We start from the raw sequence: 26,185 nt of genomic DNA on the forward strand, positions 1-26,185 counted from the left end.
TCTTGATCGCGGGCAAGCCTCGCTCCTACAGGGGCGTGGGTTATTGACGGCGCTGAACGAAATCCCGGATCCGCTCGGCGGCTTCCACGCATTCGGCCAATGGCGCTACCAGGGCCATGCGTACCCGACCGGCTCCCGGGTTGCTGCCGTCGACATCGCGCGACAGATAGGAGCCCGGCACCACGGTCACATGCTCCTGTTCGAACAGGTCACGGCAGAACGCCGTATCGTCGCCCGCCACGTTCGGCCACAGGTAGAAGCTGCCGTCCGGGCGCTGCACGTCGAGCACCGGCGCCAGAATCTCCAGCACCGCATCGAACTTTTCGCGATACAGCGCGCGGTTGGCGCGCACATGCACTTCGTCGTTCCAGGCGGCGATGCTGGCCAGCTGGGTCTGAACCGGCATGGCGCAACCATGGTAGGTGCGGTACAGCAGGAAGCCCTTGAGGATATCCGCGTCGCCCGCGACGAAACCGGAGCGCAGGCCCGGCAGGTTGGAGCGCTTGGACAGGCTGTGGAACACCACGCAACGCTTGAAGTCCTGGCGTCCCAGTTCGGCGCAGGCAGTGAGCAGGCCGGGCGGTGGGGTCTGCTCGTCGAAGTACAGCTCGCTGTAGCACTCGTCGGCGGCGATCACGAAATCGTACTGGTCGGCCAGGGCGATGAGTTTCTTCAGGGTTTCGATCGGGATCAGCGCGCCGGTCGGGTTGCCCGGCGAGCACAGGAACAGGATCTGGCAGCGCTGCCAGATCTCGGCCGGTACCGCGTCGAAGTCCGGGTTGAAGCCGTTTTCATCCAGGCACGGCAGGTAGTGCGGCTTCGCGCCGGCGAGGAAGGCCGCGCCTTCGTAGATCTGATAGAAGGGGTTCGGGCTGACCACCAGCGCGTCGTCGCCACGGTTGACCACGGTCTGGGTGAAGGCGAACAGCGCCTCGCGGGTGCCGTTGACCGGCAGCACGTTGCGCGCCGGATCGATCCAACCATTGGGTACGCCAAAACGCCGTTCGCACCAGCCGGCGATGGCTTCGCGCAGGGCAGGGAGGCCCAGGGTCGTCGGATACACCGCCATCTGGTCCAGGTTATTGGCCAGGGCTTCGGCGACAAAGCTCGGCGAGCGGTGCTTGGGCTCGCCGATGGACAGCACGATAGGGCGCTTGGCCGGGTTCGGCTGGACGCCGCCGAGCAGGGCGCGGAGTTTCTCGAACGGGTAGGGCTGCAGCTGGTTCAGAGCGTTGTTCATCGGTGCGGTGTCTCACTCAAAGCGGGTCGTGGCGCGTGATCAGATGTTCAGGCGCGTCAAGGCGGTAGGCGGTTCGTGGCTGACGCTCAGTTGTTCGACGATGGCGTCCTGCAGTCGGCTGCACAGCTGGGGATCGGACAGTTGCTGGTTGTTCGCGTCGGTAATGAAGAACACGTCTTCCACGCGCTCGCCCAGGGTGGCGATCTTGGCGTTTTGCAGCGACAGGTCGAACTCCAGGAAGATCTTGCCGATGCGCGCCAGCAGGCCAGGGCGATCGGGAGCGCTCAGTTCGAGCACGGTGACCGGGCGCTGGGCGTCGTTGTGGATAGTCACTTGCGGCGGGAAGGCGAAGTGCTTGAGCTGACGCGGTACCCGACGCTGGATGATGGTCGGGTAGTCGTCAGGGTTGCGCAGGGCCTCGGTAAGGCCATCGCGGATCTGTTTGACGCGTTGCGGGTTGTTGCCGATCGAGCCGCCGTCGTTGTCGAGCACGATATAGGTGTCGAGGGTGAATTGGCTGCTCGAGGTGATGATCCGGGCGTCGTGGATGTTCAGGTTCAACTGGTCCATCGCGGCCACGGTCACGGCGAAGAAGTCGTGCTGGTCCGGGGCGTAGATGAAGATCTGCGTGCCACCCTCGAATTCGCGCTGGGTGGTTTCCTTGATCAGCACCAGCGGGCCGCCGTCGGCCGGCTGCTGGAGGATCGCGTCGCTGTGCCAGGCCACGTCGCCGGCAGTGTGGCGCAGGAAGTAGTCGTCCCCCAGTTGCGCCCAGAGCTGCTCGACGTCGTCCGGATCGGTGCCGGCACGGACCAGGATGTCCAGCGCCGCGCTTTGCGTCTGGCGGATCTGCTCTTCGCGGTCCACCGGGTTTTCCAGGCCGCGGCGCAGGGCGCGCTTGGTCTCGGTGTAGAGCTGGCGCAACAGGCTGGCGCGCCAGGAGTTCCACAGCGTCGGGTTGGTGGCGTTGATGTCGGAAACCGTCAGCACGTACAGATAGTCCAGGCGGGTCTGGTCGACCACGACCTGGGCGAAGTCATGGATGACCTGCGGGTCGGACAGGTCCTTGCGCTGGGCGGTGGTCGACATCACCAGGTGGTTTTGCACCAGCCAGACGATCAGGCGGGTGTCCCACAGCGGCAGCTGGTGGCGGATGCAGAAGGCTTCCGCGTCCACGGCGCCGATTTCCGAGTGGTCGCCGTGCCGGCCCTTGCCGATGTCGTGGTAGAGCCCGGCCAGGTAGATCAGCTCGGGCTTGGGCAGCTTGGCCATGAGCTTGCTGGCCAGCGGGAATTTCTCCGAAACCTGGGTGTACTGCAGTTTGCGCAGGTGCTTGATCAGGTTCAGGGTGTGGGCGTCGACCGTATAGATGTGGAACAGGTCGTGCTGCATCTGCCCGACGATATGGCCGAACTCCGGCAGGTAACGCCCGAGAATGCCGTAGCGGTTCATCCGTCGCAGGTTGCGGTGAATGCCGATCTCGCACTTGAAAAGCTCGATGAACAGGCTGGTATTACGAATGTCATGGCGGAAATCGTCGTCGATCAGGTGGCGATTTTCGCGCAACAGGCGAATGGTGTCGGCGCGTACGCCCTTGATCTCCGGGTGCTGGGCCATGAGCACGAAGATTTCCAGCATGGCGAACGGTGTGCGGCGGAACACGTTGGCGTTGATCGCCTCGATGTAGCCGTCGTGCAGCTGGAAGCGCGAGTTGATCGGCTGCGGCGGCGCTTCGTCTTCCGGGGCGAGGATGACTTCCTCGAAGTGCTGGATGATCAGGTCGCTGAGCTGGGCGATGCTCATCACCACCCGGTAGTACTGCTGCATGAAGCTTTCGATGGCCTGCTTGGCATCGTTGCCCTCGAAACCCAGCAACTTGGCGATCGAGCGCTGGTGATCGAACAGCAGGCGGTCTTCGGCGCGCCCGGCGAGCATGTGCAGGGCATAGCGGACCTTCCACAGGAACTCCTGGGACGAAGCCAGCAGCGCGTTCTCGCTTTCCACCAGGAAACCTTCGCCGGCCAGGGCCCGCAGGTTCAGCGTGCCGTACTGGCGACGGGCGACCCAGAGGATGGTCTGGATGTCGCGCAGGCCGCCGGGCGAGCCTTTGACGTTGGGTTCCAGGTTGTATTCGGTGTCGTTGTACTTGTGGTGCCGGGCCTTCTGTTCGGCGCGCTTGGCCAGGAAGAAGTCCTTGCTCGGCCACATGTGCGCGGTGCTGGTGACGTCGAGCATGCGCTGGCGCAGGCGTTCGGGGCCGCAGATGGTGCGGCTTTCCATCAGGTTGGTAACCACCGTCAGGTCGGCGCGGGCCTCTTCGGCGCATTCCTCCACCGAGCGCACGCTTTGCCCGACTTCCAGGCCGATGTCCCAGAGCAGGGTCAGGAAGCGTTCGATGGAATCGCGGAAAATCTCATGGTCGGCGCTGTCCAGCAGGATCAGCAGGTCGATGTCCGAGTAGGGGTGCAACTCGCCACGACCGTAGCCACCGACCGCCACCAGGGCGATGTCGGCGTCTTCGCTCCAGTCGAACTGGTCCCAGGCCTTTTGCAGGATGTTATCGACGAACCAGGCGCGGTCCTCGATGAGCCGGCGGATATCCCGTCCGCTGCGAAAGCGCTCGTCGAGCACTTCACGTGCCTGACGAATGGCTTTCTTGAAGGCGGCGATAGGGCTTGCCTTCAGGGCCAGTTCCGCCTGGAACTGGCCGCGGTCGAACAATTCGGGATCCACCTGCGGCATCGATTGGCTTTCCTTTCTATCTATAGGTAAGGGCGCAGCTGCGTGGATCAGGCCGAGACGCGCGGGATGGTGTCATCGCTGCGCAGGGTGAAGATCTCGTAGCCGGTCTCGGTCACCAGCAGGGTGTGTTCCCACTGCGCGGAGAGCTTGCGGTCCTTGGTGATCGCGGTCCAGCCGTCGCCCAGCACCTTGGTGTCGGCCTTGCCCTGGTTGATCATCGGCTCGATGGTGAAGGTCATGCCGGCTTTCAGTTCCATGCCGGTGCCGGCGCGGCCGTAGTGCAGGATCTGCGGCTCTTCGTGGAACACCTTGCCGATACCGTGGCCGCAGAACTCGCGAACCACCGAGAAGCCATTCTTTTCAGCGTGCTTCTGGATGACTTCGCCGATGTCGCCCAGGCGGCAGCCCGGCTTGACCAGTTCGATGGCCTTGTACATGCATTCCTGAGTGATCTGCGACAGGCGCTCGGCCCAGACCGGCACGGTGCCAACGTGGAACATGCGGCTGGTGTCGCCGTGGTAGCCGTCCTTGATGACAGTGACGTCGATGTTCAGGGTGTCGCCATCCTTCAGCGGCTTCTCGTTCGGGATGCCGTGGCACACCACGTGGTTGATCGAGGTGCAGATGGATTTGGGGAAACCCTTGTAATTCAGTGGCGCGGGAATCGCATGCTGCACATTGACGATGTAGTCGTGGCAGATGCGGTCCAGTTCTTCGGTGGTCACACCGGGTTTGACATGCTCGGCAATCATTTCCAGCACTTCGGCGGCCAGTTTGCCGGCGACACGCATTTTTGCGATGTCCTCGGGAGTTTTGAGGGTGACGGTCATACAGGCTCTCTTGACGCTCAGTGGCGCGGATAAACACGGAATGGCTTGAAAACGGTGTACCGAAGGCTGAGCCCGCTGTGGGGTCGCCACGTTTTCAAAAGCCTCAAAGGTGCGATTCTAACAGAGCCCCGGGGCAAATCTGAGGCTCTGTGCGTCGCTTCTTTCTATAACAGTGGAGCATTCTGGCCCGATTCCAAGGGGGGAGCAAAAAAGCGCCCCGGGGGAAATGAGAATCCGGGTTCCGTTTTTACCCTTCTTGTGGTATAAAATGCGCCGCTTTCCGGGGATGCTCCGAAAAGCCTAAACCCACACACGTGTCGACACGATGACCTGGGTGCCCTCAGCACAAGCTGTTGGTTGGTCATTGGGATACGTGGAGGCCTAACCCGACTTATTAAGGAACTATCATGTCCCAAGTCAACATGCGCGATATGCTGAAGGCCGGTGTGCACTTCGGTCACCAAACCCGTTACTGGAATCCGAAAATGGGCAAGTACATTTTCGGCGCGCGCAACAAGATTCACATCATCAACCTTGAAAAAACCCTGCCAATGTTCAACGAAGCTCTGACTTTCGTAGAGCGTCTGGCCCAGGGCAAAAACAAGATTCTGTTCGTCGGCACCAAGCGTTCCGCTGGCAAGATCGTTGCTGAAGAAGCAGCACGTTGCGGTTCGCCGTACGTCGATCACCGCTGGTTGGGCGGCATGCTGACCAACTACAAGACCATCCGTGCTTCCATCAAGCGTCTGCGTGACCTGGAAGTTCAGTCGGAAGACGGCACCTTCGCCAAGCTGACCAAGAAAGAGGCGCTGATGCGCACTCGCGATCTGGAAAAGCTGGATCGTAGCCTGGGTGGTATCAAGGACATGGGCGGTCTGCCTGACGCGCTGTTCGTGATCGACGTTGACCACGAGCGCATCGCGATCACCGAAGCCAACAAGCTGGGCATCCCGGTCATCGGCGTTGTCGATACCAACAGCAGCCCGGAAGGCGTTGACTACATCATCCCAGGCAACGATGACGCCATTCGCGCCATCCAGCTGTACATGGGTTCGATGGCTGACGCCGTGATCCGTGGCCGCAACAACGTTGCTGGCGGCACCGAAGTATTCGCTGAAGACGCTCCAGCGCCGGCAGCTGAAGCCTGAGTAACTGACGCTTAGCGTTTACTCAGTACGCAAAAAAGGGGGCTAGGCCCCCTTTTTGCCACCTCGAAAATCATTTGCCGATGGCGCCCCTGCAGTTCTTGTCATGTGTGGCGGCTATCAAGGGTTTTCGAGAGCGCAGCTCAAGAATTGATCGCCCGTTGAGTCGGGTGGAATGGTTGAAAACCTATCCAAGAGGAATTTGAAAATGGCAGAGATTACTGCAGCGTTGGTTAAAGAACTGCGCGAGCGTACCGGCGAAGGCATGATGGACTGCAAGAAAGCCTTGACCAAGGCTGGCGGCGACATCGAGAAAGCCATTGATGACATGCGTGCTTCGGGCGCCATCAAGGCTGCCAAGAAAGCAGGCAACATCGCTGCTGAAGGCGCCATCGCCATCAAGGACGACGGTAAAGCCGCCGTTCTGCTGGAAGTCAACTCGCAGACCGACTTCCTGGCTCTGCAGGACGACTTCAAGGCATTCGTTGCTGCCAGCGTTGAAAAAGCGTTCGCTGACAAGCTGACCGACGCCGCTCCGCTGATCGAAGCTCAAGAAGCCGATCGTCTGGTTCTGGTTGGTAAAACTGGCGAGAACGTCAACATCCGTCGTCTGGCTCGCGTTGAAGGTGACGTGGTCGGTACTTACCTGCACGGTAACAAGATCGGTGTTGCGGTTGTCCTGAAAGGCGGTTCCGTAGAGCTGGCCAAGGACATCGCCATGCATGTGGCTGCAAGCAACCCTGAGTTCCTGCTGCCATCGCAAGTTTCCGCTGAAGCCATCGAACGCGAGAAAGCCGTGTTCCTGCAGCTGAACGAAGACAAGATGAAAGGCAAGCCAGCCGAAATCGTTGAAAAAATGATCGGTGGCCGTATCAGCAAGTTCCTGGCCGAAGCCAGCCTGGTTGAGCAAGCTTTCGTCAAGGATCCAGAAATCACCGTAGGTGCCCTGGCCAAGAAAGGCGGCGCTGAAATCGTTTCGTTCACCCGCTTCGCGGTAGGTGAAGGCATCGAGAAGAAAGAAGACAACTTCGCTGAAGAAGTTGCCGCACAACTGGCTGCTGCCAAGCAACAGTAAGACGGTTTTTCAACTGTCGCCCGAAAGAGGCTGCCCGCTCACGCGCGCAGCCTCTTTTCAAATGGGGTAACCAATTTAGTTGGTTGCCTTCGGAACCGGTTTACAAAGTCGTGTTCTGATGGCGCTGTGACAGCGTCAAGCTAGAGTGAACGCAGGCTGCAAACAGCTTGCAGAGAATTTTTAAAATACGCCGCAGGAGAGATTCGCAATGGCTCAGCAGGGCAGTGGTTATCAAGCTCGCTATAAACGCATTCTACTCAAGCTTAGCGGCGAGGCCCTGATGGGCTCGGAAGAGTTCGGGATCGACCCTAAGGTGCTAGATCGCATGGCGCTGGAAGTCGGCCAGCTGGTTGGCATCGGTGTTCAGGTCGGTCTGGTCATCGGCGGTGGCAACCTGTTCCGTGGCGCGGCGCTCAGCGCGGCCGGCATGGATCGGGTGACAGGCGACCACATGGGCATGCTGGCCACTGTGATGAACGGCCTGGCCATGCGCGACGCGCTGGAACGTGCGAATATCTCGGCGATCGTCATGTCGGCCATTTCCATGGTCGGTGTGACCGATCACTATGACCGTCGCAAGGCGATGCGTCATCTGAACTCCAAGGAAGTGGTGATCTTCGCTGCCGGTACCGGCAACCCGTTCTTCACGACCGACTCCGCAGCATGCCTGCGGGCGATCGAGATCGATGCCGACGTCGTGCTCAAGGCAACCAAGGTTGACGGTGTATACACCGCAGACCCATTCAAAGACCCGCATGCCGAGAAGTTCGATCATCTGACCTACGATGAAGTACTGGATCGCAAGCTGGGTGTCATGGATCTGACGGCGATCTGCCTGTGCCGCGACCATAAGATGCCGTTGCGTGTCTTCAACATGAACAAGCCCGGCGCCCTGCTGAACATCGTGCATGGCGGCGCTGAAGGAACCCTGATCGAGGAAGGCGAACAATGATCAACGAAATCAAGAAAGACGCTCAAGAGCGCATGAAGAAGTCCCTGGAATCCCTGGCGCATGCATTCAGCCGCATTCGCACCGGCCAGGCTCACCCAAGCATTCTGGCAGGCGTGATGGTGCCTTACTACGGTGCTGACACCCCGATCAACCAGGTGGCCAACGTCACCGTGAAGGATGCTCGCACCCTGCAGGTCGTGGCCTTCGAGCGCAACATGCTGGCGGCGGTGGACAAGGCGATCCAGAGCTCCGGCCTGGGCTTCAACCCGACCAACCTGGGTGAGCTGCTGCTGATCACCATGCCGGCGCTGACCGAAGAAACCCGCAAGGGCTTCACCAAGCAGGCTCGTGAAGCGGCCGAAGACGCCCGTATTGCTGTGCGCAACGTGCGTCGTGACGCGCTGAGCCAGTTCAAGGACCTGGTCAAGGAGAAGGAAATCAGCGAAGACGACGAGCGTCGCGCCGCCGATGAAATCCAGAAGCTGACCGACAAGTTCGTGGCGGAAATCGAAGTCGCTGTGAAGCAAAAAGAAGCGGACCTGATGGCCGTATAAGGGTCAGGACGTTTTCATGGACAAGACCAAGCAGCCTGTACCGTCTTCGGTGCCGCGCCATGTCGCGATCATCATGGATGGGAACAATCGCTGGGCAAAAAAACGCTTTATGCCGGGTGTCGCCGGGCATAAAGCGGGTGTCGATGCTGTTCGTGCGGTGATTGAAGTGTGCGCCGAGGCCAAGGTCGAGGTGCTGACGCTGTTCGCCTTCTCCAGTGAAAACTGGCAGCGGCCGGCCGATGAAGTCAGTGCCTTGATGGACCTGTTCTTCAAGGCATTGCGCCGCGAGGCCAAGCGTCTCAACGAAAACAACATCAGCCTGCGCATCATCGGCGATCGCTCGCGCTTCCATCCCGAGCTGCAAGCGGCGATGCGCGAGGCGGAAGCGATGACCGCGGGGAGTAATCGCTTCATTCTGCAGATCGCCGCCAACTATGGCGGTCAGTGGGATATTGCCCAGGCCGCTCAGCGCCTGGCGCGGGAAGTCCAGGCAGGGCACCTGCGCCCTGACGACATTACCCCCGAGTTGTTGCAAACCTGCCTGGCGACTGGCGACCTGCCGTTGCCGGACCTGTGCATCCGTACGGGCGGCGAACACCGCATCAGCAATTTCCTGCTCTGGCAGCTGGCTTATGCCGAGCTGTACTTCTCCGACCTGTTCTGGCCGGACTTCAAACACGATGCCATGCGCGCTGCGCTGGCCGATTACGCTTCTCGCCAGCGCCGCTTCGGTAAAACGAGCGAGCAGGTCGAAGCTGGAGCCCGGGTTTAATGCTCAAACAACGAATCATTACTGCGCTGATCCTGCTACCGATCGCCTTGTGCGGTTTTTTCCTGCTCGAAGGTTCCGCCTTCGCCCTGTTTATCGGGCTGGTGGTGACCCTTGGGGCCTGGGAGTGGGCGCGCCTGGCGGGTTTCGACGCTCAACCGACCCGTATTGCCTATGCAGTAGTGGTCGCTGCGCTGTTGTTCCTGATGCAGCTGTTGCCGGGTATCGCGCCTTGGGTGCTTGGTGCCGCGGTACTCTGGTGGGGGCTGGCGACTTTCCTGGTGCTCACCTATCCGCGTACCAGAGAGCATTGGGCCGGTGCCGCGGCCAAGCTGGTGATCGGTCTGCTGATTCTGCTGCCGGCCTGGCAAGGCCTGGTCTTCATCAAACAGCAGCCTTTGGGTAACTGGTTGATCATGGCGGTGATGGTGCTGGTCTGGGGCGCAGATATCGGTGCCTACTTCTCCGGCAAGGCATTCGGCAAGCGAAAGCTGGCGCCGCAGGTCAGCCCGGGCAAGAGCTGGGAAGGGGTGTACGGCGGTCTGCTGCTGAGCCTGGTGATCACTGCGGTGGTTGGTCTGGTTGCAGGCTGGTCCTTCGGGCAGATCATCCTTGGTTTGCTGGGAGCGGCTGTCGTGGTGTTCATCTCGGTGGTCGGCGACCTGACCGAAAGCATGTTCAAGCGCCAGGCCGGGATCAAGGACAGCAGTAACCTGCTGCCGGGCCATGGTGGCGTGCTTGATCGTATCGATAGCCTGACCGCGGCCATTCCGGTATTCGCCGTGTTGTTGTGGATGGCTGCATTGTGAGTCGCCCACAGCAGATTACGGTTCTCGGGGCCACCGGCTCTATCGGCCTCAGCACCCTGGATGTCATTGCCCGCCATCCCGAGCGTTATCAGGTCTTCGCCCTGAGCGGTTTCAGTCGTCTGGCCGAGCTGCTGGCGCTGTGTATCCGTCATGCTCCCCGTTTTGCCGTCGTCCCGCATATCGCTGCCGCGCGCAGCCTGCAGGAAGACTTGCGCAATGCCGGTTCGCGCACCCGTGTACTGGTGGGCGAGGAGGGCTTGTGTGAAGTGGCGTCCGACCCTGAAGTCGACGCGGTCATGGCGGCTATCGTCGGTGCCGCGGGCTTGCGTCCGACCCTGGCTGCCGTCGAGGCTGGCAAGAAAATTCTCCTGGCCAATAAAGAAGCGCTGGTCATGTCCGGCGCATTGTTCATGCAGGCGGTGGGCAAGAGCGGTTCGGTATTGTTGCCCATCGACAGTGAGCACAACGCCATCTTCCAGTGCATGCCCGCGGACTTTTCCCGTGGGTTGAGCCATGTGGGGGTGCGGCGCATTTTGCTGACCGCATCCGGTGGCCCGTTCCGGCAAACGCCGCTGGCCGACCTGGAGCAGGTAACGCCTGAGCAGGCATGTGCTCACCCCAACTGGTCGATGGGGCGCAAGATTTCCGTCGATTCGGCCAGCATGATGAATAAAGGCCTTGAGCTGATCGAGGCGTGCTGGCTGTTCGATGCCAAGCCTGCCCAGGTCGAGGTGGTGATTCATCCGCAAAGCGTGATTCACTCGCTGGTCGACTATGTGGACGGTTCGGTACTGGCCCAGTTGGGCAACCCGGATATGCGCACGCCGATCGCCAATGCCCTGGCCTGGCCGGAGCGAATCGACTCGGGCGTGCCGCCGCTGGATCTGTTCGCCGTGGCGCGCCTGGATTTCCAGGCGCCTGATGAAGAGCGGTTCCCGTGCTTGCGTCTGGCGCGCCAGGCCGCCGAGGCCGGCAACAGTGCTCCGGCCATGTTGAATGCCGCCAACGAGGTAGCTGTTGCCGCGTTTCTCGAACGGCGCATCCGCTACCCCGAGATCGCGAGTATCATCGAAGAAGTTTTAAGCCTTGAACCGGTTGTCGCAGTCGATGAGCTGAGCGCCGTGTTCGCGGCGGACGCCAAAGCCCGTGCCCTGGCTGAGCAGTGGCTGGGTCGCAACAGCCGGTAAGTTGCGACAAGCCCGAGCGTATCGGTACTGGATAGGATTGCGGAGAAAGTAGATGAGCGCGCTCTATATGATTGTCGGCACCCTGATCGCCTTGGGTGTGCTGGTCACCTTCCATGAATTCGGTCACTTCTGGGTGGCGCGTCGTTGCGGCGTCAAGGTTCTGCGTTTCTCCGTGGGCTTCGGCATGCCGTTGCTGCGTTGGTATGACCGGCAAGGTACCGAATTCGTGATTGCCGCCATTCCGCTGGGTGGCTACGTGAAGATGCTTGACGAGCGCGAAGGCGAAGTACCCGTCGACCAGCTCGACCAGTCGTTCAATCGCAAGTCGGTACGCCAGCGTATCGCCATCGTTGCTGCCGGTCCTGTCGCCAACTTCCTGCTGGCACTGGTGTTCTTCTGGGGGCTGGCGATGCTCGGTACCGAGCAGGTGCGTCCGGTCATCGGCAGTGTCGAGTCTGGAAGCATTGCCGCCAAGGCTGGCCTGAGCCCTGGCCAGGAAATTGTTGCCATCGATGGCGAGCCCACCGTGGGCTGGTCGGCGGTCAACCTGCAACTGATCCGACGTCTGGGCGAAAGCGGTACCTTGCAGTTGCTGGTGCGTGAGCAGGGTTCGACCGCCGATTCGCCGCGCGAGCTGGTGCTCGACAACTGGCTCAAGGGTACCGATGAACCTGATCCTATTCGTTCCCTGGGGATTCGCCCCTGGCGTCCGGCGCTCGCCCCCGTTCTGGCTGAGCTCGATCCGAAAGGCCCGGCCCAGGCGGCTGGCCTGAAAGCCGGTGACCGCTTGCTGGCGCTGGATGGTCAGGCGCTGACCGATTGGCAGCAGGTCGTCGACTGGGTGCGTGTACGTCCTGATACCAAAATTGTGCTGCACGTCGAGCGTGATGGTGCTCAAATCGACGTCCCGGTGACCCTGGCCGCACGCGGTAAAGAGAAGGTCGCCAGTGGTTATCTGGGGGCTGGGGTGAAGGCGGTCGATTGGCCGCCGGAAATGCTTCGCGAGGTCAGTTATGGTCCGCTGGCTGCCATTGGGGAAGGTGCCCGGCGTACTTGGACCATGAGCGTGCTGACCCTCGACTCACTGAAGAAAATGTTGTTCGGCGAGCTCTCGGTAAAAAACTTGAGTGGACCGATAACCATTGCTAAAGTGGCGGGCGCTTCTGCCCAGTCGGGCGTTGCTGATTTCTTGAATTTCCTTGCTTATCTGAGTATTAGCCTAGGGGTTCTGAACTTGCTGCCCATTCCTGTACTGGATGGGGGGCATCTGTTGTTTTATCTGATCGAGTGGGCGCGTGGTCGTCCCTTGTCGGATCGGGTGCAAGGTTGGGGGATACAGATCGGTATCAGCTTGGTGGTCGGGGTGATGTTGCTTGCCCTGGTCAACGATCTGGGTCGTCTGTAACGCTTCGCTGAATTGCGAATCTGCCGCATTTTGCGGCAGTTTCTTTATTGCCAGTTGGAATAAGAAAGGACTTCATGAAACGTCTGCTGCTAACTGCGGTTCTCTCCGTATTGATGATCGCCGAAGTTCACGCCGAGTCCTTCACTATCTCCGATATCCGCGTCAATGGCCTCCAGCGGGTCTCCGCGGGTAGCGTCTTTGGGGCCTTGCCGCTGAACGTCGGTGAGCAGGCGGACGATCGTCGCCTCGTGGAATCCACTCGTGCGCTGTTCAAAACCGGCTTCTTTCAAGATATCCAGCTGGGCCGCGATGGCAATGTCCTGGTCATCACGGTAGTCGAGCGTCCATCCGTCGCCAGTATCGAAATCGAAGGCAACAAGGCGATTTCCACTGAAGACCTGATGAAAGGCCTCAAGCAATCCGGTCTAGCGGAAGGTGAAATCTTCCAGCGCGCGACCCTTGAAGGTGTTCGTAACGAACTGCAGCGCCAATATGTCGCTCAGGGCCGCTACTCGGCCACCGTCGATACCGAAGTGGTCCCGCAGCCGCGCAACCGTGTGGCGTTGAAGGTCAATATCAACGAAGGCACCGTAGCGGCCATCCAGCACATCAACGTCGTGGGCAACACTGTATTCCCGGACGAAGACCTGGTTGATCTGTTCGAGCTGAAAACCACCAACTGGCTGTCGTTCTTCAAGAACGATGACAAGTATGCCCGTGAGAAGCTGTCCGGTGACCTGGAACGCCTGCGTTCCTACTACCTGGACCGTGGCTATATCAACATGGATATCGCTTCGACCCAGGTTTCGATCACTCCGGACAAGAAACACGTCTACATCACTGTGAACGTCAACGAAGGCGAGAAGTACAGCGTTCGTGACGTGAAGCTCAGCGGTGACCTGAAAGTGCCTGAAGACCAGGTCAAGTCGCTGCTGCTGGTCGAGAAGGGCCAGGTGTTCTCGCGTAAATTGATGACCACCACTTCCGAGCTGATCACCCGCCGCCTGGGCAACGAGGGTTATACCTTCGCCAACGTCAACGGTGTTCCGCAGCCGCACGACGAAGATCACACGGTCGATATCACTTTCGTGGTCGATCCCGGCAAGCGTGCCTACGTGAACCGCATCAACTTCCGCGGCAACACCAAGTCCGAAGACGAAGTGCTGCGCCGTGAAATGCGTCAGATGGAAGGTGGCTGGGCTTCGACCTACCTGATCGACCAGTCCAAGACCCGTCTGGAGCGCCTGGGCTTCTTCAAGGAAGTCAACGTCGAAACCCCGGCCGTGCCAGGTGTCGACGATCAGGTAGACGTCAACTACGCAGTAGAAGAACAGGCTTCCGGTTCGATTACCGCCAGCGTCGGTTTCGCCCAGAGTGCGGGCCTGATCCTCGGTGGTTCGATCACCCAGAACAACTTCCTGGGTACCGGTAACAAGGTCAGCATCGGCCTGACCCGCAGCGAATACCAAAGCCGTTACAACTTCGGTTATGTCGATCCCTACTGGACTGCCGATGGCGTGAGCCTGGGTTACAACGCGTTCTATCGCACCACCGACTACGACGACCTCGATGTCGACGTGGCGAGCTATGCGGTAGACAGCCTGGGTGCCGGCGTCAGCGTTGGTTACCCGATCAGCGAGACTTCGCGTCTGACCTTCGGCCTGACCGCGCAGCAGGACAAGATCAAGACCGGTCGTTATACCGTCGACGAGATCTTCGACTTCGTGAACCGCGAAGGCGACAACTACCTGAACTTCAAGGCTTCGGCCGGCTGGTCCGAGTCCACCCTGAACAAAGGCGTCCTGGCGACCCGTGGTCATTCCCAGAGCCTGGTGCTGGAAGCCACCACCCCAGGTAGCGACCTGTCGTTCTTCAAGCTCGACTACCGCGGCCAGTTGTTCCAGCCGCTGACCGATACCTACACCATGCGCCTGCATACCGAGCTGGGTTATGGCGACGGTTATGGTTCGACCGACGGCTTGCCGTTCTATGAAAACTACTATGCTGGTGGTTTCAACTCGGTCCGTGGTTTCAAGGACAGCACCCTGGGTCCTCGTAGTACTCCGAGCCGTGGTGCAGGTGCGACGGGCAACGCCGGCACGACTCGTGATCCGGATCAGGATCCGCTGCCATTCGGTGGCAACGTGCTGATCCAGGGCGGTGTCGAGGTGCTGTTCCCGATGCCGTTCGTCAAGGACCAACGCTCTCTTCGTACCTCCGTATTCTGGGACGTGGGTAATGTGTTCGACTCCAAATGCGAGCAGGTCAGAAACCCTAGTGGTTTGCGTTCCGATACGCAGTGTAATGACGTCAGTCTGAGCAACCTGGCCAGTTCCGTGGGTGTCGGCGTGACGTGGGTAACCGCTCTGGGGCCGCTGAGTTTTGCTCTTGCAATGCCGGTCAAGAAACCTGACAACGCTGAAACCCAGGTGTTCCAATTCTCCCTCGGCCAGACTTTCTAAGAGCCTGACCCAAGATAACGACAATGGATTTTGTAGGAGTGCATCGTGCGTAAGTTGACTCAATTGGTTCTCCTGGCGACTGTCCTGGTAGCAGGTCCGGCCTTCGCCGACATGAAAATCGCCGTACTGAACTATCAGATGGCACTGCTGGAATCCGATGCTGCGAAGAAATACGCGGTGGATGCCGAGAAGAAGTTCGGCCCGCAGTTGAACAAGCTGAAAACCCTGGAAAGCAGCGCCAAGGGCATCCAGGATCGTCTGGTTGCCGGTGGCGACAAGATGCAGCAGGGCGAGCGTGAGCGCCTGGAGCTCGAATTCAAGCAGAAAGCCCGTGACTTCCAGTTCCAGTCCAAGGAACTGAACGAAGCCAAGGCCGTTGCCGATCGTGAAATGCTCAAGCAACTGAAGCCGAAACTCGACAGCGCCGTGGAAGAAGTCATCAAGAAAGGTGGTTTTGACCTGGTGTTCGAGCGTGGTGCAGTGATTGATGTCAAACCTCAGTACGACATCACTCGCCAGGTTATCGAGCGCATGAATCAGCTGAAGTAACCCATGACAGCGACTATAAAGCTCGGCCAGCTGGCCGAGTTCCTCGGAGCCACCCTGCGTGGCTCCGCAGAGAAAGAAATCACTGGGCTAGCCACCTTGCAGGAGGCTGGCCCAGCTCAGTTGAGCTTTTTGGCAAATCCCCAATACCGTAAGTATCTGGCTGACAGCCAGGCGGGTGCCGTGCTGCTGAAGGCGGCGGATGCCGAAGGTTATGCCGGTGATGCCCTGGTAGTGGCCGACCCCTACCTGTCGTACGCACGCATTTCCCACCTGTTCGATCCCAAGCCCAAGGCTGCTGCCGGTATTCATCCGACTGCGGTCATTGCCGAGGATGCTGTGGTCGACGCGGCTGCCAGTATTGGCGCGTTTGCGGTCATCGAGAGCGGTGCGCAAATCGCCGCGGGTGTCACGATCGGTGCTCATTGTTTTATCGGTGCCCGTTGCCAGATTGGCGAGGGCGGCTGGCTGGCTCCACGTGTGACGCTTTACCACGATGTGCGTATCGGCAAGCGTGTGGTCATTCAGTCTGGTGCGGTACTGGGCGGTGAAGGTTTCGGTTTCGCCAACGAGAAAGGCATCTGGCAGAAGATTGCGCAGGTTGGTGGCGTCACCATTGGCGATGATGTCGAGATTGGCGTGAATACCGCTATCGATCGCGGTGCGCTGGCCGATACCGTCATTGGCAATGGCGTGAAGCTGGATAACCAGATTCAGATCGCCCACAACGTCCAGGTCGGTGATCACACCGCCATGGCGGCCTGTGTCGGTATTTCCGGCAGCACCCGGATCGGCAAGCATTGCATGCTCGCCGGCGGTGTCGGGCTGGTCGGCCACATCGATATTTGCGACAACGTTTTCCTGACCGGGATGACCATGGTGACCCACTCGATTACCGAGCCGGGCTCCTACTCTTCCGGTACAGCCATGCAGCCTGCTGCCGAGTGGCGCAAAAGCGCGGCACGCATCCGTCAGCTCGATGATCTTGCGCGACGCCTGCGACAACTGGAAAAGCGCGTAGGGGACGTGACCCCCGACGGTAAAGCTTCATCAGATGGCTGATACCATTTCCATATCAAGTGTGCACAGCCGTTAGACTGCCTCCTTGATTTGCTAGAGGAGTGTGCGTTAGTCGCGCGCTCCCAATCTTTACTACAGGCTTCCCCCCGAAATGATGGACATCAACGAGATTCGCGAATACCTGCCTCACCGTTACCCGTTCCTGTTGGTGGACCGGGTAGTGGATCTGGATGTTGAGGGCAAGTGCATTCGTGCCTACAAGAATGTCAGCATCAACGAACCTTTCTTCAATGGTCACTTCCCCGCGCATCCAATCATGCCGGGCGTGCTGATCATCGAAGCCATGGCTCAGGCTGCGGGCATTCTTGGTTTCAAGATGCTGGACGTGAAGCCGGCCGATGGCACCCTCTACTACTTCGTCGGTTCCGACAAGCTGCGCTTCCGCCAGCCGGTGCTGCCGGGCGACCAGTTGATCCTGGAAGCCAAGTTCATCAGTTGCAAGCGCCAGATCTGGAAATTCGAATGCCAGGCTTCGGTCGACGGCAAGCCAGTCTGCTCCGCTGAAATCATCTGTGCGGAACGCAAACTATGAGTTTGATTGACCCTCGCGCAATCATCGATCCGACGGCCATTCTGGCCGACGACGTTGAGGTTGGCCCGTGGTCGATCGTTGGCGCCGGTGTGGAAATCGGCGAGGGTACGGTGATCGGGCCGCATGTGGTGCTCAAAGGCCCGACCCGGATCGGTAAGCACAATCGTATCTACCAGTTCTCCTCGGTAGGCGAAGACACTCCCGATCTGAAATACAAAGGCGAGGAAACCCGCCTGGTGATTGGTGACCACAACGTCATTCGTGAAGGCGTGACCATTCATCGCGGCACTGTCCAGGACCGTTCCGAGACCACTCTCGGTGATCACAATCTGGTCATGGCGTATGCCCATATCGGTCACGACAGCGTGATCGGCAACCACTGCATCCTGGTCAACAACACGGCGTTGGCCGGCCATGTGCATGTGGACGATTGGGCGATCCTGTCCGGCTTCACCCTGGTTCACCAGTACTGCCATATCGGCGCCCACAGCTTTTCCGGCATGGGGACGGCGATCGGCAAGGATGTTCCGGCCTTTGTCACAGTGTTCGGCAACCCGGCCGAGGCGCGCAGCATGAACTTCGAGGGCATGCGCCGTCGTGGTTTCAGCGAAGACGCGATTCACGCCCTGCGTCGAGCCTATAAAGTGGTGTATCGCCAGGGCTTGACCGTCGATCAGGCACTCGTCGAGCTGGCAGAAGCTGCTGCACAATTTCCCGAAGTCGCGGTATTTCGTGACTCGATCCAGTCTTCGACTCGCGGCATCACCCGTTAATCATGAGCAAACTGCGTATTGCGCTGGTGGCTGGCGAAGCTTCCGGTGACATTCTTGGCGCCGGTTTGATGCGCGCGCTCAAGGTCCAGCATCCCGCCGTTGAGTTCATCGGTGTCGGTGGCCCGCTGATGCAGGCCGAAGGGCTGGTTTCCTACTTCCCGATGGAGCGCCTGGCGGTCATGGGCCTGGTAGAGGTCCTGGGACGCCTGCGCGAACTGCTGGCCCGGCGCAAGAAGCTGGTGCAGACCCTGATCGCCGAAAAGCCGGACGTGTTCATCGGCATCGACGCCCCCGATTTCAACCTGAACATCGAACTCCAGTTGCGTCAGGCCGGCATCAAGACCGTGCACTACGTCAGTCCTTCGGTCTGGGCCTGGCGGCAAAAGCGCGTGCTGAAGATCCGCGAAGGTTGCGACCTGATGCTGACGCTGTTCCCGTTCGAAGCCAAATTCTATGAAGAGAAGGGCGTGCCGGTGCGGTTCGTCGGGCACTCCCTGGCCGATGCTATTCCGCTGGAGGCCGATCGGGCCGCGGCTCGCGCTGAGCTGGGCTTGCCCGAGGGGCCGCTGGTGGCCCTGATGCCGGGCAGCCGTGGCGGCGAAGTCGGGCGCCTCGGGGCCTTGTTCCTCGACGCGGCACAACGCCTGCGCGCCTTGCGTCCAGGGGTGCGTTTCGTCATGCCTTGCGCGAGCCCCGAGCGGCGTACTCAGCTGGAAGAGCTGCTGGCCGGTCGCGACCTGCCGTTGACCCTGCTCAACGGCCAGTCGCATCAGGCGCTGGCGGCTTGCGATGCGGTATTGATCGCCTCCGGCACCGCAACCCTTGAGGCGCTGCTCTACAAGCGCCCGATGGTCGTCGCCTATCGCCTGGCGCCGCTGACCTTCTGGATTCTCAAGCGTATGGTCAAGAGCCCTTATATTTCCCTGCCGAACCTGCTGGCCCAGCGCCTGCTGGTTCCCGAACTGCTGCAGGATGACGCGACTGCGGAGGCCCTGGCCCAGACCCTGTCGCCCTTGATCGAAGACGGCCAGGAGCAGACTCGCGGTTTTGACGAGATCCATCGCACTTTGCGCCGGGATGCCTCTAACCAGGCGGCTGAAGCGGTGTTGAACCTGATTGGCAAACCGGCATGAGTAACGAAAAGATGCAGATGGGACTGGATTTCTCTCTGGTGGCCGATGCCGAAGACCTGGTGGCCGGTGTCGACGAAGTCGGGCGCGGCCCCTTGTGCGGCGCAGTGGTCACGGCTGCGGTCATCCTCGATCCGAGCCGGCCGATTCTCGGTCTGAATGACTCGAAGAAGCTCACCGAGGCCCGTCGCGAAAAGCTCTATGACGAGATTTGTGAAAAAGCCCTGAGCTGGTGCATTGCCCGCGCCGAAGTCGAGGAAATCGACGAGTTGAATATCCTGCATGCCACCATGCTGGCCATGCAGCGGGCGGTAGAAGGGCTGAGCGTGACCCCGAAACTGGCAATGATCGACGGTAATCGTTGCCCGAAACTGTCGATGCCTGCCGAAGCCGTGGTCCAGGGTGATAGCAAGGTGCCGGCGATCGCAGCGGCGTCGATTCTTGCCAAGGTCAGCCGGGATCGCGAGATGGCGGCGTTCGAGCTGATCTACCCGGGTTATGGCATCGGCGGGCACAAGGGCTACCCGACGCCCGTTCATCTGGAAGCGCTGGCCCGCCTGGGGCCGACGCCGATTCACCGGCGCTCGTTCGCGCCGGTGCGCCAAGCCTACGAAGCCCGTGAGAACCTGGGCGAGATTCAGTCCTGAGGCTGATGTTTTAGCGAAGGCCCGGTACAATCCGGGCCTTGTTGTTTTTGTGCTCATTACAGGATCACTATGCCGGCTTCATTCGTTCATCTACGCCTGCACACTGAATATTCCCTGGTTGACGGTCTGGTGCGGATCAAACCGCTGGTCAAGACGTTGACCGGCATGGGCATGCCCGCGGTGGCGGTTACCGACCAGAACAACATGTGTTCCCTGGTCAAGTTCTACAAGGCGGCCATGGGCACCGGGATCAAGCCGATCTGTGGCGCCGACCTGTGGCTGTCGAACAAGGATCCCGAGAATCCACTGAGCCGCATCAGCCTGCTGGTGATGAACGCCGTTGGCTATCGCAACCTGACCGAGCTGATTTCCCGCGGCTTTATCGATGGCCAGCGTAATGGCCAGATCATCATCGAGCGCGAGTGGGTGGCCGAGGCCGCCGAAGGCCTGATCATGCTCTCGGCCGCGAAAGAGGGCGAGATCGGTCTTGCCCTGCTCTCTGGCGACCTGCAAGAAGCGGAAACCCTGGCTCGCGAATGGATGGCGGTGTTCCCGGACCGTTTCTATCTGGAAGTGCAGCGTACCAACCGTCCCAACGACGAAGAGCAGTTGCACGCAGCCGTGGCCCTGGCGGACAAGATCGGCGCGCCGCTGGTGGCGACCAACGATGTGCGGTTCATCAAGCGCGAAGACTTCGAGGCCCATGAAACCCGGGTCTGCATCGGTGAAGGCCGCGCCCTCGACGATCCGCGTCGCTCGAAGAACTACAGCGACCAGCAGTACCTGAAAAGCGCCGAGGAAATGGCCGAGCTGTTCAGCGACCTGCCCGAGGCCCTGGAAAACACGGTCGAGATTGCCAAGCGCTGCAATATCGAAGTGAAGCTGGGCAAGCACTTCTTGCCTGACTATCCGATTCCCGATGGCATGACCATCGATGAATATTTCCGCAAGGTTTCCTTCGACGGGCTGGAAGAGCGCCTCAGCGTGCTGCTGCCCAAGGACACCACCGAAGACTATGAAGCCAAGCGCCAGGTGTATGTCGACCGGCTGAATTTCGAGCTGGATATCATTATCCAGATGGGGTTCCCCGGTTACTTCCTGATCGTTATGGATTTTATCCAGTGGGCCAAGAGCAACGGCGTGCCGGTAGGTCCTGGCCGGGGCTCGGGTGCCGGCTCCCTGGTGGCCTACGTGCAGAAGATCACCGACCTCGACCCGCTGGCCTACGACCTGCTGTTCGAACGTTTCCTCAACCCGGAACGGGTTTCCATGCCCGACTTCGACGTCGACTTCTGCATGGACGGTCGTGACCGGGTTATCGACTACGTGGCCGAGAAATATGGCCGCAACGCCGTAAGCCAGATCATCACCTTCGGTTCCATGGCCGCCAAGGCTGTGGTGCGGGACGTGGCGCGGGTGCAGGGCAAGTCCTACGGCCTGGCTGACCGTCTGTCGAAGATGATCCCCTTCGAAGTCGGCATGACCCTGGAAAAAGCCTACGAGCAGGAAGAAATCCTGCGCGACTTCATCAAGGTCGATGAAGAAGCGGCGGAAATCTGGGAGATGGCGCGCAAGCTCGAGGGCGTGGTGCGTAACGTCGGCAAGCACGCCGGTGGCGTGGTTATCGCCCCGACCAAGCTGACCGACTTCTCGCCGATCTATTGCGACGAAGCCGGCGACGGCCTGGTAACCCAGTTCGACAAGGACGACGTCGAGGCTGCCGGCCTGGTGAAGTTCGACTTCCTCGGCCTGCGGACCCTGACCATCATCAAGTGGGCGATGGAGACCATCAACCGCGAGCAGGTGAAAAAGAACCTGCCCGACGTCAACATCGACTTCATCCCGCTGGACGACAAGAAGACGTACGAGCTGCTGCAGAAGGCCGAGACCACCGCGGTGTTCCAGCTCGAATCCCGAGGCATGAAAGAGCTGATCAAGAAGCTCAAGCCCGACTGCCTGGAAGACCTGATCGCACTGGTAGCGTTGTTCCGTCCCGGTCCGTTGCAATCGGGCATGGTGGACGACTTCATCAACCGTAAGCACGGTCGCGCCGAACTGGCCTATCCGCATCCGGACTACCAGTACGATGGCTTGCGGCCGGTACTGGCACCGACCTACGGCATCATCCTGTATCAGGAACAGGTGATGCAGATTGCCCAGGTGATGGCTGGCTACACCCTTGGCGGGGCCGACATGCTGCGTCGTGCCATGGGTAAGAAGAAACCCGAGGAGATGGCCAAGCAGCGCGGCGGCTTCATCGAAGGTTGCGCCAACAACGGTATCGATGCCGACCTGGCGGGCAACATCTTCGACCTGGTGGAAAAATTCGCCGGCTACGGTTTCAACAAGTCCCACTCGGCCGCCTACGGGCTGGTGTCCTACCAGACTGCATGGCTCAAGACGCATCACCCGGCGCCTTTCATGGCGGCGGTACTGTCCGCGGATATGCACAACACCGACAAGGTGGTGGTGCTGATCGAAGAAGTGCGCAGCATGAAGCTGCGCCTCGATGCGCCGGATGTGAACAGTTCCGACTTCAAGTTCACCGTCAACAACGACGGCCGTATTGTCTATGGCCTGGGAGCGATCAAGGGTGTGGGCGAGGGGCCGGTGGAGGCGATCGTCGAGGCCCGTGCCGAAGGTGGCCCGTTCAAGGACCTGTTCGACTTCTGCAGCCGGGTCGACCTCAAGCGCATTAACAAGCGCACCCTCGATGCGTTGATCCGCAGTGGTGCCCTGGATCGCCTGGGGCCCTACTTCCACGACGAACTCAAGGCCTACCAGGCCAACATCGACCGCAACCGCGCGGTGCTGTTGTCGGCCCTGGAGGAAGCGGTCAAGGCGGCCGAGCAGACCGCGCGAACCGCCGACAGTGGTCACGCCGACCTGTTCGGCGGGGTCTTCGTCGAAGAGGATGCGGATGTCTACGCCAATCATCGCAAGGCCAAGGAACTGACCCTCAAGGAACGCCTGAAAGGGGAGAAAGACACCCTCGGCCTGTACCTGACCGGGCACCCGATCGACGAATACGAAGGTGAGATCCGGCGTTTCGCCCGCCAGCGCATCGTCGACCTGAAGCCGGCGCGCGATACCCAGACCGTCGCGGGCATGATCATTGCCCTGCGGGTCATGAAGAACAAAAAGGGCGACAAGATGGGGTTCATCACCCTTGACGATCGTTCGGGGCGGATCGAGGCCTCGCTGTTCGCCGATGCCTTCCATTCGGCGCAGTCCCTGCTGCAGACCGACGCGATGGTGGTGGTCGAGGGCGAGGTCAGCAACGACGACTTCTCCGGCGGCCTGCGCCTGCGGGTCAAGCGGGTGATGAGCATGGAAGATGCCCGCACCAACCTGGCGGAAAGCCTGCGCCTGAAGGTGCACACCGAAGCCCTCAAGGGCGATCAGCTACGCTGGCTGGGGGAGCTGTGCAAACGCCATCGCGGTGCTTGCCCGATCTCCATGGAGTACACCAAGGAGGACGCCAAGGCCTTGCTGCAGTTCGGCGAAGCCTGGCGGATCGACCCGGCGGATGCCTTGATTCAAGCCCTGCGTGACCAGTTCGGGCGAGACAACGTCTTCCTCCAATACCGTTGACGGTCAGGCGCCATGAAAGTGCGCCGATCTCGACCCGAACTTTTAATCTCGACCTGAACGCGCCTCTCCCTTAAGGTAGGGCGCGAATAGACAACCGGCCGGCCCAAGCTCTCTTGGACGTCGACCCAAGACGGACGCCTATGAACCCGAATTTTCTTGATTTCGAACAGCCGATCGCCGACCTGCAAGCCAAGATCGAAGAGTTGCGCTTGGTCGGTAATGACAATTCGCTGAATATCGGCGATGAGATCTCCCGCCTGCAAGACAAGAGCAGCACCTTGACCGAGGACATCTTCGGCAAGCTGACCAGCTGGCAGATCGCACGCCTGGCGCGTCACCCGCGTCGTCCGTACACCCTGGACTACATCGAGCACATCTTCACCGAGTTCGACGAGCTGCATGGCGACCGTCACTTCTCCGACGACGCCGCGATCGTCGGCGGTGTTGCCCGTCTGGACGACCAGCCGGTCATGATCATCGGCCACCAGAAAGGCCGTGAAGTGCGCGAGAAAGTCCGTCGCAACTTCGGCATGCCGCGTCCTGAAGGCTATCGCAAGGCGTGCCGCCTGATGGAAATGGCCGAACGCTTCAAGATGCCGATCCTGACCTTCATCGACACTCCGGGCGCCTATCCGGGTATCGACGCCGAAGAGCGCAACCAGAGCGAGGCTATCGCCTGGAACCTACGGGTCATGGCACGCCTGAAAACCCCGATCATCGCCACCGTGATTGGTGAAGGTGGTTCCGGCGGTGCGCTGGCCATTGGTGTCTGCGATCAACTGAACATGCTGCAGTACTCCACTTACGCGGTGATCTCGCCGGAAGGCTGCGCCTCGATCCTGTGGAAAACCGCCGAGAAAGCGCCGGATGCTGCCGAAGCCATGGGCATCACCGCCGAGCGCCTGAAAGGCCTGGGCATTGTCGATAAGGTCATCAGCGAGCCGCTGGGTGGCGCGCACCGTGATCCGGCTGCCGCTGCTGCTCTGATCCGCGCCGAGCTGACCTCCCAGCTGGCGATGCTCAAGAAGATGGATAACGACACCCTGCTGGCGCGTCGTTACGATCGCCTGATGAGCTACGGTCTCTGACAGATCGACGCTCCTTGTAGGGGCGGGCTTGCTCGCGAAATGGGCGCCTCGGCCATTCAGGTCGAGGCTTTTCAGGCACTGCGAGCAAGCTCGGTCTCTACTCAGGATCCGGTCCACTCATGAGCCCATTCGATACCGTCCTTACGCAAAAACTGCTGCAACGCCTCCTGCCCTGGCTGGATCGATCGGCCTGGCGCATCGCGTTCTCCGGTGGCCTCGACTCCACCGTCCTGCTGCACCTGCTTGCCCAACTCAGGCAGCGACACACACTTCCCCCATTGACCGCCATCCATGTGCATCACGGCCTTCAGGCTGTGGCTGACGCCTGGCCGGAGCATTGTCGAACCCAGTGCGAGGCCTTGGGGGTGCCGTTGCAAATAGTGGCGGTGCAGGTGCAACCGGGGGCCAGCCTGGAGCGTGCAGCGCGGGAGGCGCGTTATGCTGCGTTCGAAGAAGTAACCGGCAGCAATGAGGTGCTGCTGACGGCCCAGCACCGCGACGATCAGGCGGAAACCCTGTTGTTCCGACTGCTGCGTGGGGCTGGGGTCAGGGGCTTGTCCGCCATGCCGGCGTCGCGTGCCTTGGGGCAGGGGCATTTGCTGCGGCCTTTGCTCGACGTCTCCCGCGACGAACTGGAGCGTTACGCTCATGATCACCAGCTGCATTGGATCGAAGATCCCTCCAACCAGGACCGGCAGTTCTCCCGTAATTACCTGCGCCATCAGGTGTTCCCATTGCTGACTGCCCGCTGGCCACAAGCTGCCAGCAGCCTGGCGCGCAGCGCAGCGCATGTGCGCGAGGCCCGGGAGTTGCTGGATGAGTTGGCGCTCATCGATCTGCAAGAGGCGGCTGTGGGCGCTGAATTCGAGTGGCTGGGGTTGCCGTCCCTGGCGCTGGTGCCTTTGGTCGGCTTGTCGGAGGCGCGTCAGCGCAATGCCCTGGGTCACTGGCTGAGCCGGCTCACGCCGCTGCCTGACAGCGACCACTGGGCGGGCTGGCAGACGCTGCGCGATGCCGCGGGCGACAGCCGTCCGGTATGGCGGCTGGGGCAGGGCGAGTTGCAGCGGTCGGCAGGGCGCGTCTGGTGGTTGTCGGGTAGCTGGCTGCAATCCCCGCTATCGGTGCCGAGTTGGGTCGATACCGCTGCGCCTTTGCCGTTACCAGGCAATGGGCGATTGCAATTCATCGGTGGCGCGCCGCAAGGGCCCTTGCAGGTGCGTTACCGTCAGGGGGGCGAGGTGATGCAACTGCCTGGGCGCGGCCACCGCGATCTCAAGCGTCTGCTCAATGAGGCGGGTCTGCCGGCCTTCGTCCGTGGCAGATTGCCGCTGCTGTATCGAGGTGAAGAATTGCTCGCGGTGGCGAACCTGCCAGGTCTTGACGCAAATACCCATGAAGGCTGGCAATTGCATTGGCAGCCGCCTTCGAGCGATCAAGGTTTGAGCTGAAAGTCCCTTTCCGGTAGACTACGCTCCCTTCTTGATACAACTTCTGTGGATTCGCCTGAATTGCAGGAGTTGCCGATTACCAAGCAGTCTTTGCTGGGCGATTCCAAAAAATGTGTAGCGAGCAACGTACCGGTGTTTTCTCTTCCGGTCTGTCCCAACGCGGCGGTTTTTTTGAAA

General features: G+C 60.4%; 21 protein-coding genes. 18 read left to right on the plus strand and 3 right to left on the minus strand.

Annotated elements, in window-relative coordinates:
• Window positions 1–40: 40 nt before the first annotated feature.
• The 3 genes from dapC to map are packed head-to-tail and all read right to left on the minus strand — an operon-like array spanning window position 41 to window position 4,812.
• The gene (dapC, locus tag PVZ78_RS28635; protein ID WP_273829632.1) at window positions 41–1,240 is read right to left on the minus strand and encodes a succinyldiaminopimelate transaminase; all 1,200 of its coding nucleotides are present in this window, start codon (window positions 1,238–1,240) and stop codon (window positions 41–43) included.
• A gap of 39 nt (window positions 1,241–1,279) precedes the next feature.
• On the minus strand, window positions 1,280–3,982 hold the full coding sequence (locus tag PVZ78_RS28640) for a [protein-PII] uridylyltransferase (protein ID WP_009047210.1): 2,703 nt from the start codon (window positions 3,980–3,982) through the stop codon (window positions 1,280–1,282).
• A gap of 47 nt (window positions 3,983–4,029) precedes the next feature.
• On the minus strand, window positions 4,030–4,812 hold the full coding sequence (gene map / locus PVZ78_RS28645) for a type I methionyl aminopeptidase (RefSeq protein WP_009047211.1): 783 nt from the start codon (window positions 4,810–4,812) through the stop codon (window positions 4,030–4,032).
• A gap of 407 nt (window positions 4,813–5,219) precedes the next feature.
• Between map and rpsB the strand changes: the two genes are divergently transcribed.
• From rpsB to tilS, 18 genes are all read left to right on the plus strand, one after another.
• Window positions 5,220–5,960 carry a 30S ribosomal protein S2 gene (gene rpsB, locus PVZ78_RS28650; protein WP_007924078.1) on the plus strand — a complete coding sequence of 247 codons (741 nt, stop codon included), beginning with the start codon at window positions 5,220–5,222 and terminating at the stop codon, window positions 5,958–5,960.
• A 205-nt stretch (window positions 5,961–6,165) separates the two neighbouring features.
• Window positions 6,166–7,032 (plus strand): translation elongation factor Ts, encoded by an 867-nt coding sequence (gene tsf / locus PVZ78_RS28655; protein WP_009042383.1) that lies wholly within the window; start codon window positions 6,166–6,168, stop codon window positions 7,030–7,032.
• A 208-nt stretch (window positions 7,033–7,240) separates the two neighbouring features.
• Complete coding sequence (gene pyrH / locus PVZ78_RS28660; RefSeq protein WP_007924076.1) at window positions 7,241–7,984, plus strand: UMP kinase; 744 nt, start codon at window positions 7,241–7,243, stop codon at window positions 7,982–7,984.
• On the plus strand, window positions 7,981–8,538 hold the full coding sequence (frr, locus tag PVZ78_RS28665) for a ribosome recycling factor (protein WP_009047212.1): 558 nt from the start codon (window positions 7,981–7,983) through the stop codon (window positions 8,536–8,538). The genes pyrH and frr overlap by 4 nt, the downstream gene beginning before the upstream one ends.
• Window positions 8,539–8,554: 16 nt before the next feature.
• Window positions 8,555–9,310: a polyprenyl diphosphate synthase gene (gene uppS, locus PVZ78_RS28670; RefSeq protein ID WP_009047213.1), complete on the plus strand. Its 756-nt coding sequence runs from the start codon at window positions 8,555–8,557 to the stop codon at window positions 9,308–9,310.
• Window positions 9,310–10,116, plus strand: a complete 807-nt coding sequence (locus PVZ78_RS28675) for a phosphatidate cytidylyltransferase (protein WP_028681758.1) — start codon at window positions 9,310–9,312, stop codon at window positions 10,114–10,116. Before uppS ends, PVZ78_RS28675 begins: the two co-directional genes overlap by 1 nt.
• Window positions 10,113–11,303 (plus strand): 1-deoxy-D-xylulose-5-phosphate reductoisomerase, encoded by a 1,191-nt coding sequence (gene ispC, locus PVZ78_RS28680; protein ID WP_124298604.1) that lies wholly within the window; start codon window positions 10,113–10,115, stop codon window positions 11,301–11,303. The genes PVZ78_RS28675 and ispC overlap by 4 nt, the downstream gene beginning before the upstream one ends.
• Window positions 11,304–11,355: 52 nt before the next feature.
• Window positions 11,356–12,708, plus strand: a complete 1,353-nt coding sequence (gene rseP / locus PVZ78_RS28685) for a sigma E protease regulator RseP (RefSeq protein ID WP_016705310.1) — start codon at window positions 11,356–11,358, stop codon at window positions 12,706–12,708.
• Between the two features lie 74 nt (window positions 12,709–12,782).
• Window positions 12,783–15,170, plus strand: a complete 2,388-nt coding sequence (bamA, locus tag PVZ78_RS28690) for an outer membrane protein assembly factor BamA (RefSeq protein WP_009047217.1) — start codon at window positions 12,783–12,785, stop codon at window positions 15,168–15,170.
• 45 nt (window positions 15,171–15,215) lie between these two features.
• A complete protein-coding gene (locus PVZ78_RS28695) occupies window positions 15,216–15,719 on the plus strand; it encodes an OmpH family outer membrane protein (RefSeq protein ID WP_007924063.1) in 504 nt (167 codons plus the stop codon).
• A gap of 3 nt (window positions 15,720–15,722) precedes the next feature.
• The gene (gene lpxD, locus PVZ78_RS28700; RefSeq protein ID WP_009047218.1) at window positions 15,723–16,778 is read left to right on the plus strand and encodes a UDP-3-O-(3-hydroxymyristoyl)glucosamine N-acyltransferase; all 1,056 of its coding nucleotides are present in this window, start codon (window positions 15,723–15,725) and stop codon (window positions 16,776–16,778) included.
• 109 nt (window positions 16,779–16,887) lie between these two features.
• Window positions 16,888–17,328, plus strand: coding sequence for a 3-hydroxyacyl-ACP dehydratase FabZ (gene fabZ / locus PVZ78_RS28705; protein ID WP_007924058.1), 441 nt, complete (start codon window positions 16,888–16,890; stop codon window positions 17,326–17,328).
• The gene (gene lpxA / locus PVZ78_RS28710) at window positions 17,325–18,101 is read left to right on the plus strand and encodes an acyl-ACP--UDP-N-acetylglucosamine O-acyltransferase (protein ID WP_007924057.1); all 777 of its coding nucleotides are present in this window, start codon (window positions 17,325–17,327) and stop codon (window positions 18,099–18,101) included. Before fabZ ends, lpxA begins: the two co-directional genes overlap by 4 nt.
• Window positions 18,102–18,103: 2 nt before the next feature.
• The gene (gene lpxB / locus PVZ78_RS28715) at window positions 18,104–19,234 is read left to right on the plus strand and encodes a lipid-A-disaccharide synthase (protein ID WP_028681759.1); all 1,131 of its coding nucleotides are present in this window, start codon (window positions 18,104–18,106) and stop codon (window positions 19,232–19,234) included.
• Window positions 19,235–19,245: 11 nt separating this feature from the next.
• On the plus strand, window positions 19,246–19,878 hold the full coding sequence (gene rnhB, locus PVZ78_RS28720) for a ribonuclease HII (RefSeq protein WP_016705311.1): 633 nt from the start codon (window positions 19,246–19,248) through the stop codon (window positions 19,876–19,878).
• A gap of 69 nt (window positions 19,879–19,947) precedes the next feature.
• Window positions 19,948–23,472 (plus strand): DNA polymerase III subunit alpha, encoded by a 3,525-nt coding sequence (dnaE, locus tag PVZ78_RS28725; protein ID WP_110175171.1) that lies wholly within the window; start codon window positions 19,948–19,950, stop codon window positions 23,470–23,472.
• Window positions 23,473–23,612: 140 nt separating this feature from the next.
• Window positions 23,613–24,560 (plus strand): acetyl-CoA carboxylase carboxyltransferase subunit alpha, encoded by a 948-nt coding sequence (locus tag PVZ78_RS28730; protein ID WP_016705313.1) that lies wholly within the window; start codon window positions 23,613–23,615, stop codon window positions 24,558–24,560.
• Window positions 24,561–24,679: 119 nt separating this feature from the next.
• Window positions 24,680–26,008, plus strand: coding sequence for a tRNA lysidine(34) synthetase TilS (gene tilS / locus PVZ78_RS28735; protein ID WP_101281885.1), 1,329 nt, complete (start codon window positions 24,680–24,682; stop codon window positions 26,006–26,008).
• Window positions 26,009–26,185 lie beyond the last annotated feature (177 nt).

Origin of the sequence: Pseudomonas sp. SBT1-2 (assembly GCF_028640875.1) — a bacterium.
Taxonomy (GTDB): domain Bacteria; phylum Pseudomonadota; class Gammaproteobacteria; order Pseudomonadales; family Pseudomonadaceae; genus Aquipseudomonas; species Aquipseudomonas chlororaphis_I.

Coding starts and splice junctions, on each gene's coding strand:
- tilS (WP_101281885.1), top strand. CDS start 24,680: ATGAGCCCATTCGATACCGTCCTTACGCAAAAACTGCTGCAACGCCTC.
- lpxD (WP_009047218.1), top strand. CDS start 15,723: ATGACAGCGACTATAAAGCTCGGCCAGCTGGCCGAGTTCCTCGGAGCC.
- PVZ78_RS28730 (WP_016705313.1), top strand. CDS start 23,613: ATGAACCCGAATTTTCTTGATTTCGAACAGCCGATCGCCGACCTGCAA.
- rseP (WP_016705310.1), top strand. CDS start 11,356: ATGAGCGCGCTCTATATGATTGTCGGCACCCTGATCGCCTTGGGTGTG.
- bamA (WP_009047217.1), top strand. CDS start 12,783: ATGAAACGTCTGCTGCTAACTGCGGTTCTCTCCGTATTGATGATCGCC.
- pyrH (WP_007924076.1), top strand. CDS start 7,241: ATGGCTCAGCAGGGCAGTGGTTATCAAGCTCGCTATAAACGCATTCTA.
- PVZ78_RS28675 (WP_028681758.1), top strand. CDS start 9,310: ATGCTCAAACAACGAATCATTACTGCGCTGATCCTGCTACCGATCGCC.
- rpsB (WP_007924078.1), top strand. CDS start 5,220: ATGTCCCAAGTCAACATGCGCGATATGCTGAAGGCCGGTGTGCACTTC.
- dapC (WP_273829632.1), bottom strand. CDS start 1,240: ATGAACAACGCTCTGAACCAGCTGCAGCCCTACCCGTTCGAGAAACTC.
- map (WP_009047211.1), bottom strand. CDS start 4,812: ATGACCGTCACCCTCAAAACTCCCGAGGACATCGCAAAAATGCGTGTC.
- lpxB (WP_028681759.1), top strand. CDS start 18,104: ATGAGCAAACTGCGTATTGCGCTGGTGGCTGGCGAAGCTTCCGGTGAC.
- fabZ (WP_007924058.1), top strand. CDS start 16,888: ATGATGGACATCAACGAGATTCGCGAATACCTGCCTCACCGTTACCCG.
- uppS (WP_009047213.1), top strand. CDS start 8,555: ATGGACAAGACCAAGCAGCCTGTACCGTCTTCGGTGCCGCGCCATGTC.
- PVZ78_RS28640 (WP_009047210.1), bottom strand. CDS start 3,982: ATGCCGCAGGTGGATCCCGAATTGTTCGACCGCGGCCAGTTCCAGGCG.
- frr (WP_009047212.1), top strand. CDS start 7,981: ATGATCAACGAAATCAAGAAAGACGCTCAAGAGCGCATGAAGAAGTCC.
- dnaE (WP_110175171.1), top strand. CDS start 19,948: ATGCCGGCTTCATTCGTTCATCTACGCCTGCACACTGAATATTCCCTG.
- rnhB (WP_016705311.1), top strand. CDS start 19,246: ATGCAGATGGGACTGGATTTCTCTCTGGTGGCCGATGCCGAAGACCTG.
- lpxA (WP_007924057.1), top strand. CDS start 17,325: ATGAGTTTGATTGACCCTCGCGCAATCATCGATCCGACGGCCATTCTG.
- tsf (WP_009042383.1), top strand. CDS start 6,166: ATGGCAGAGATTACTGCAGCGTTGGTTAAAGAACTGCGCGAGCGTACC.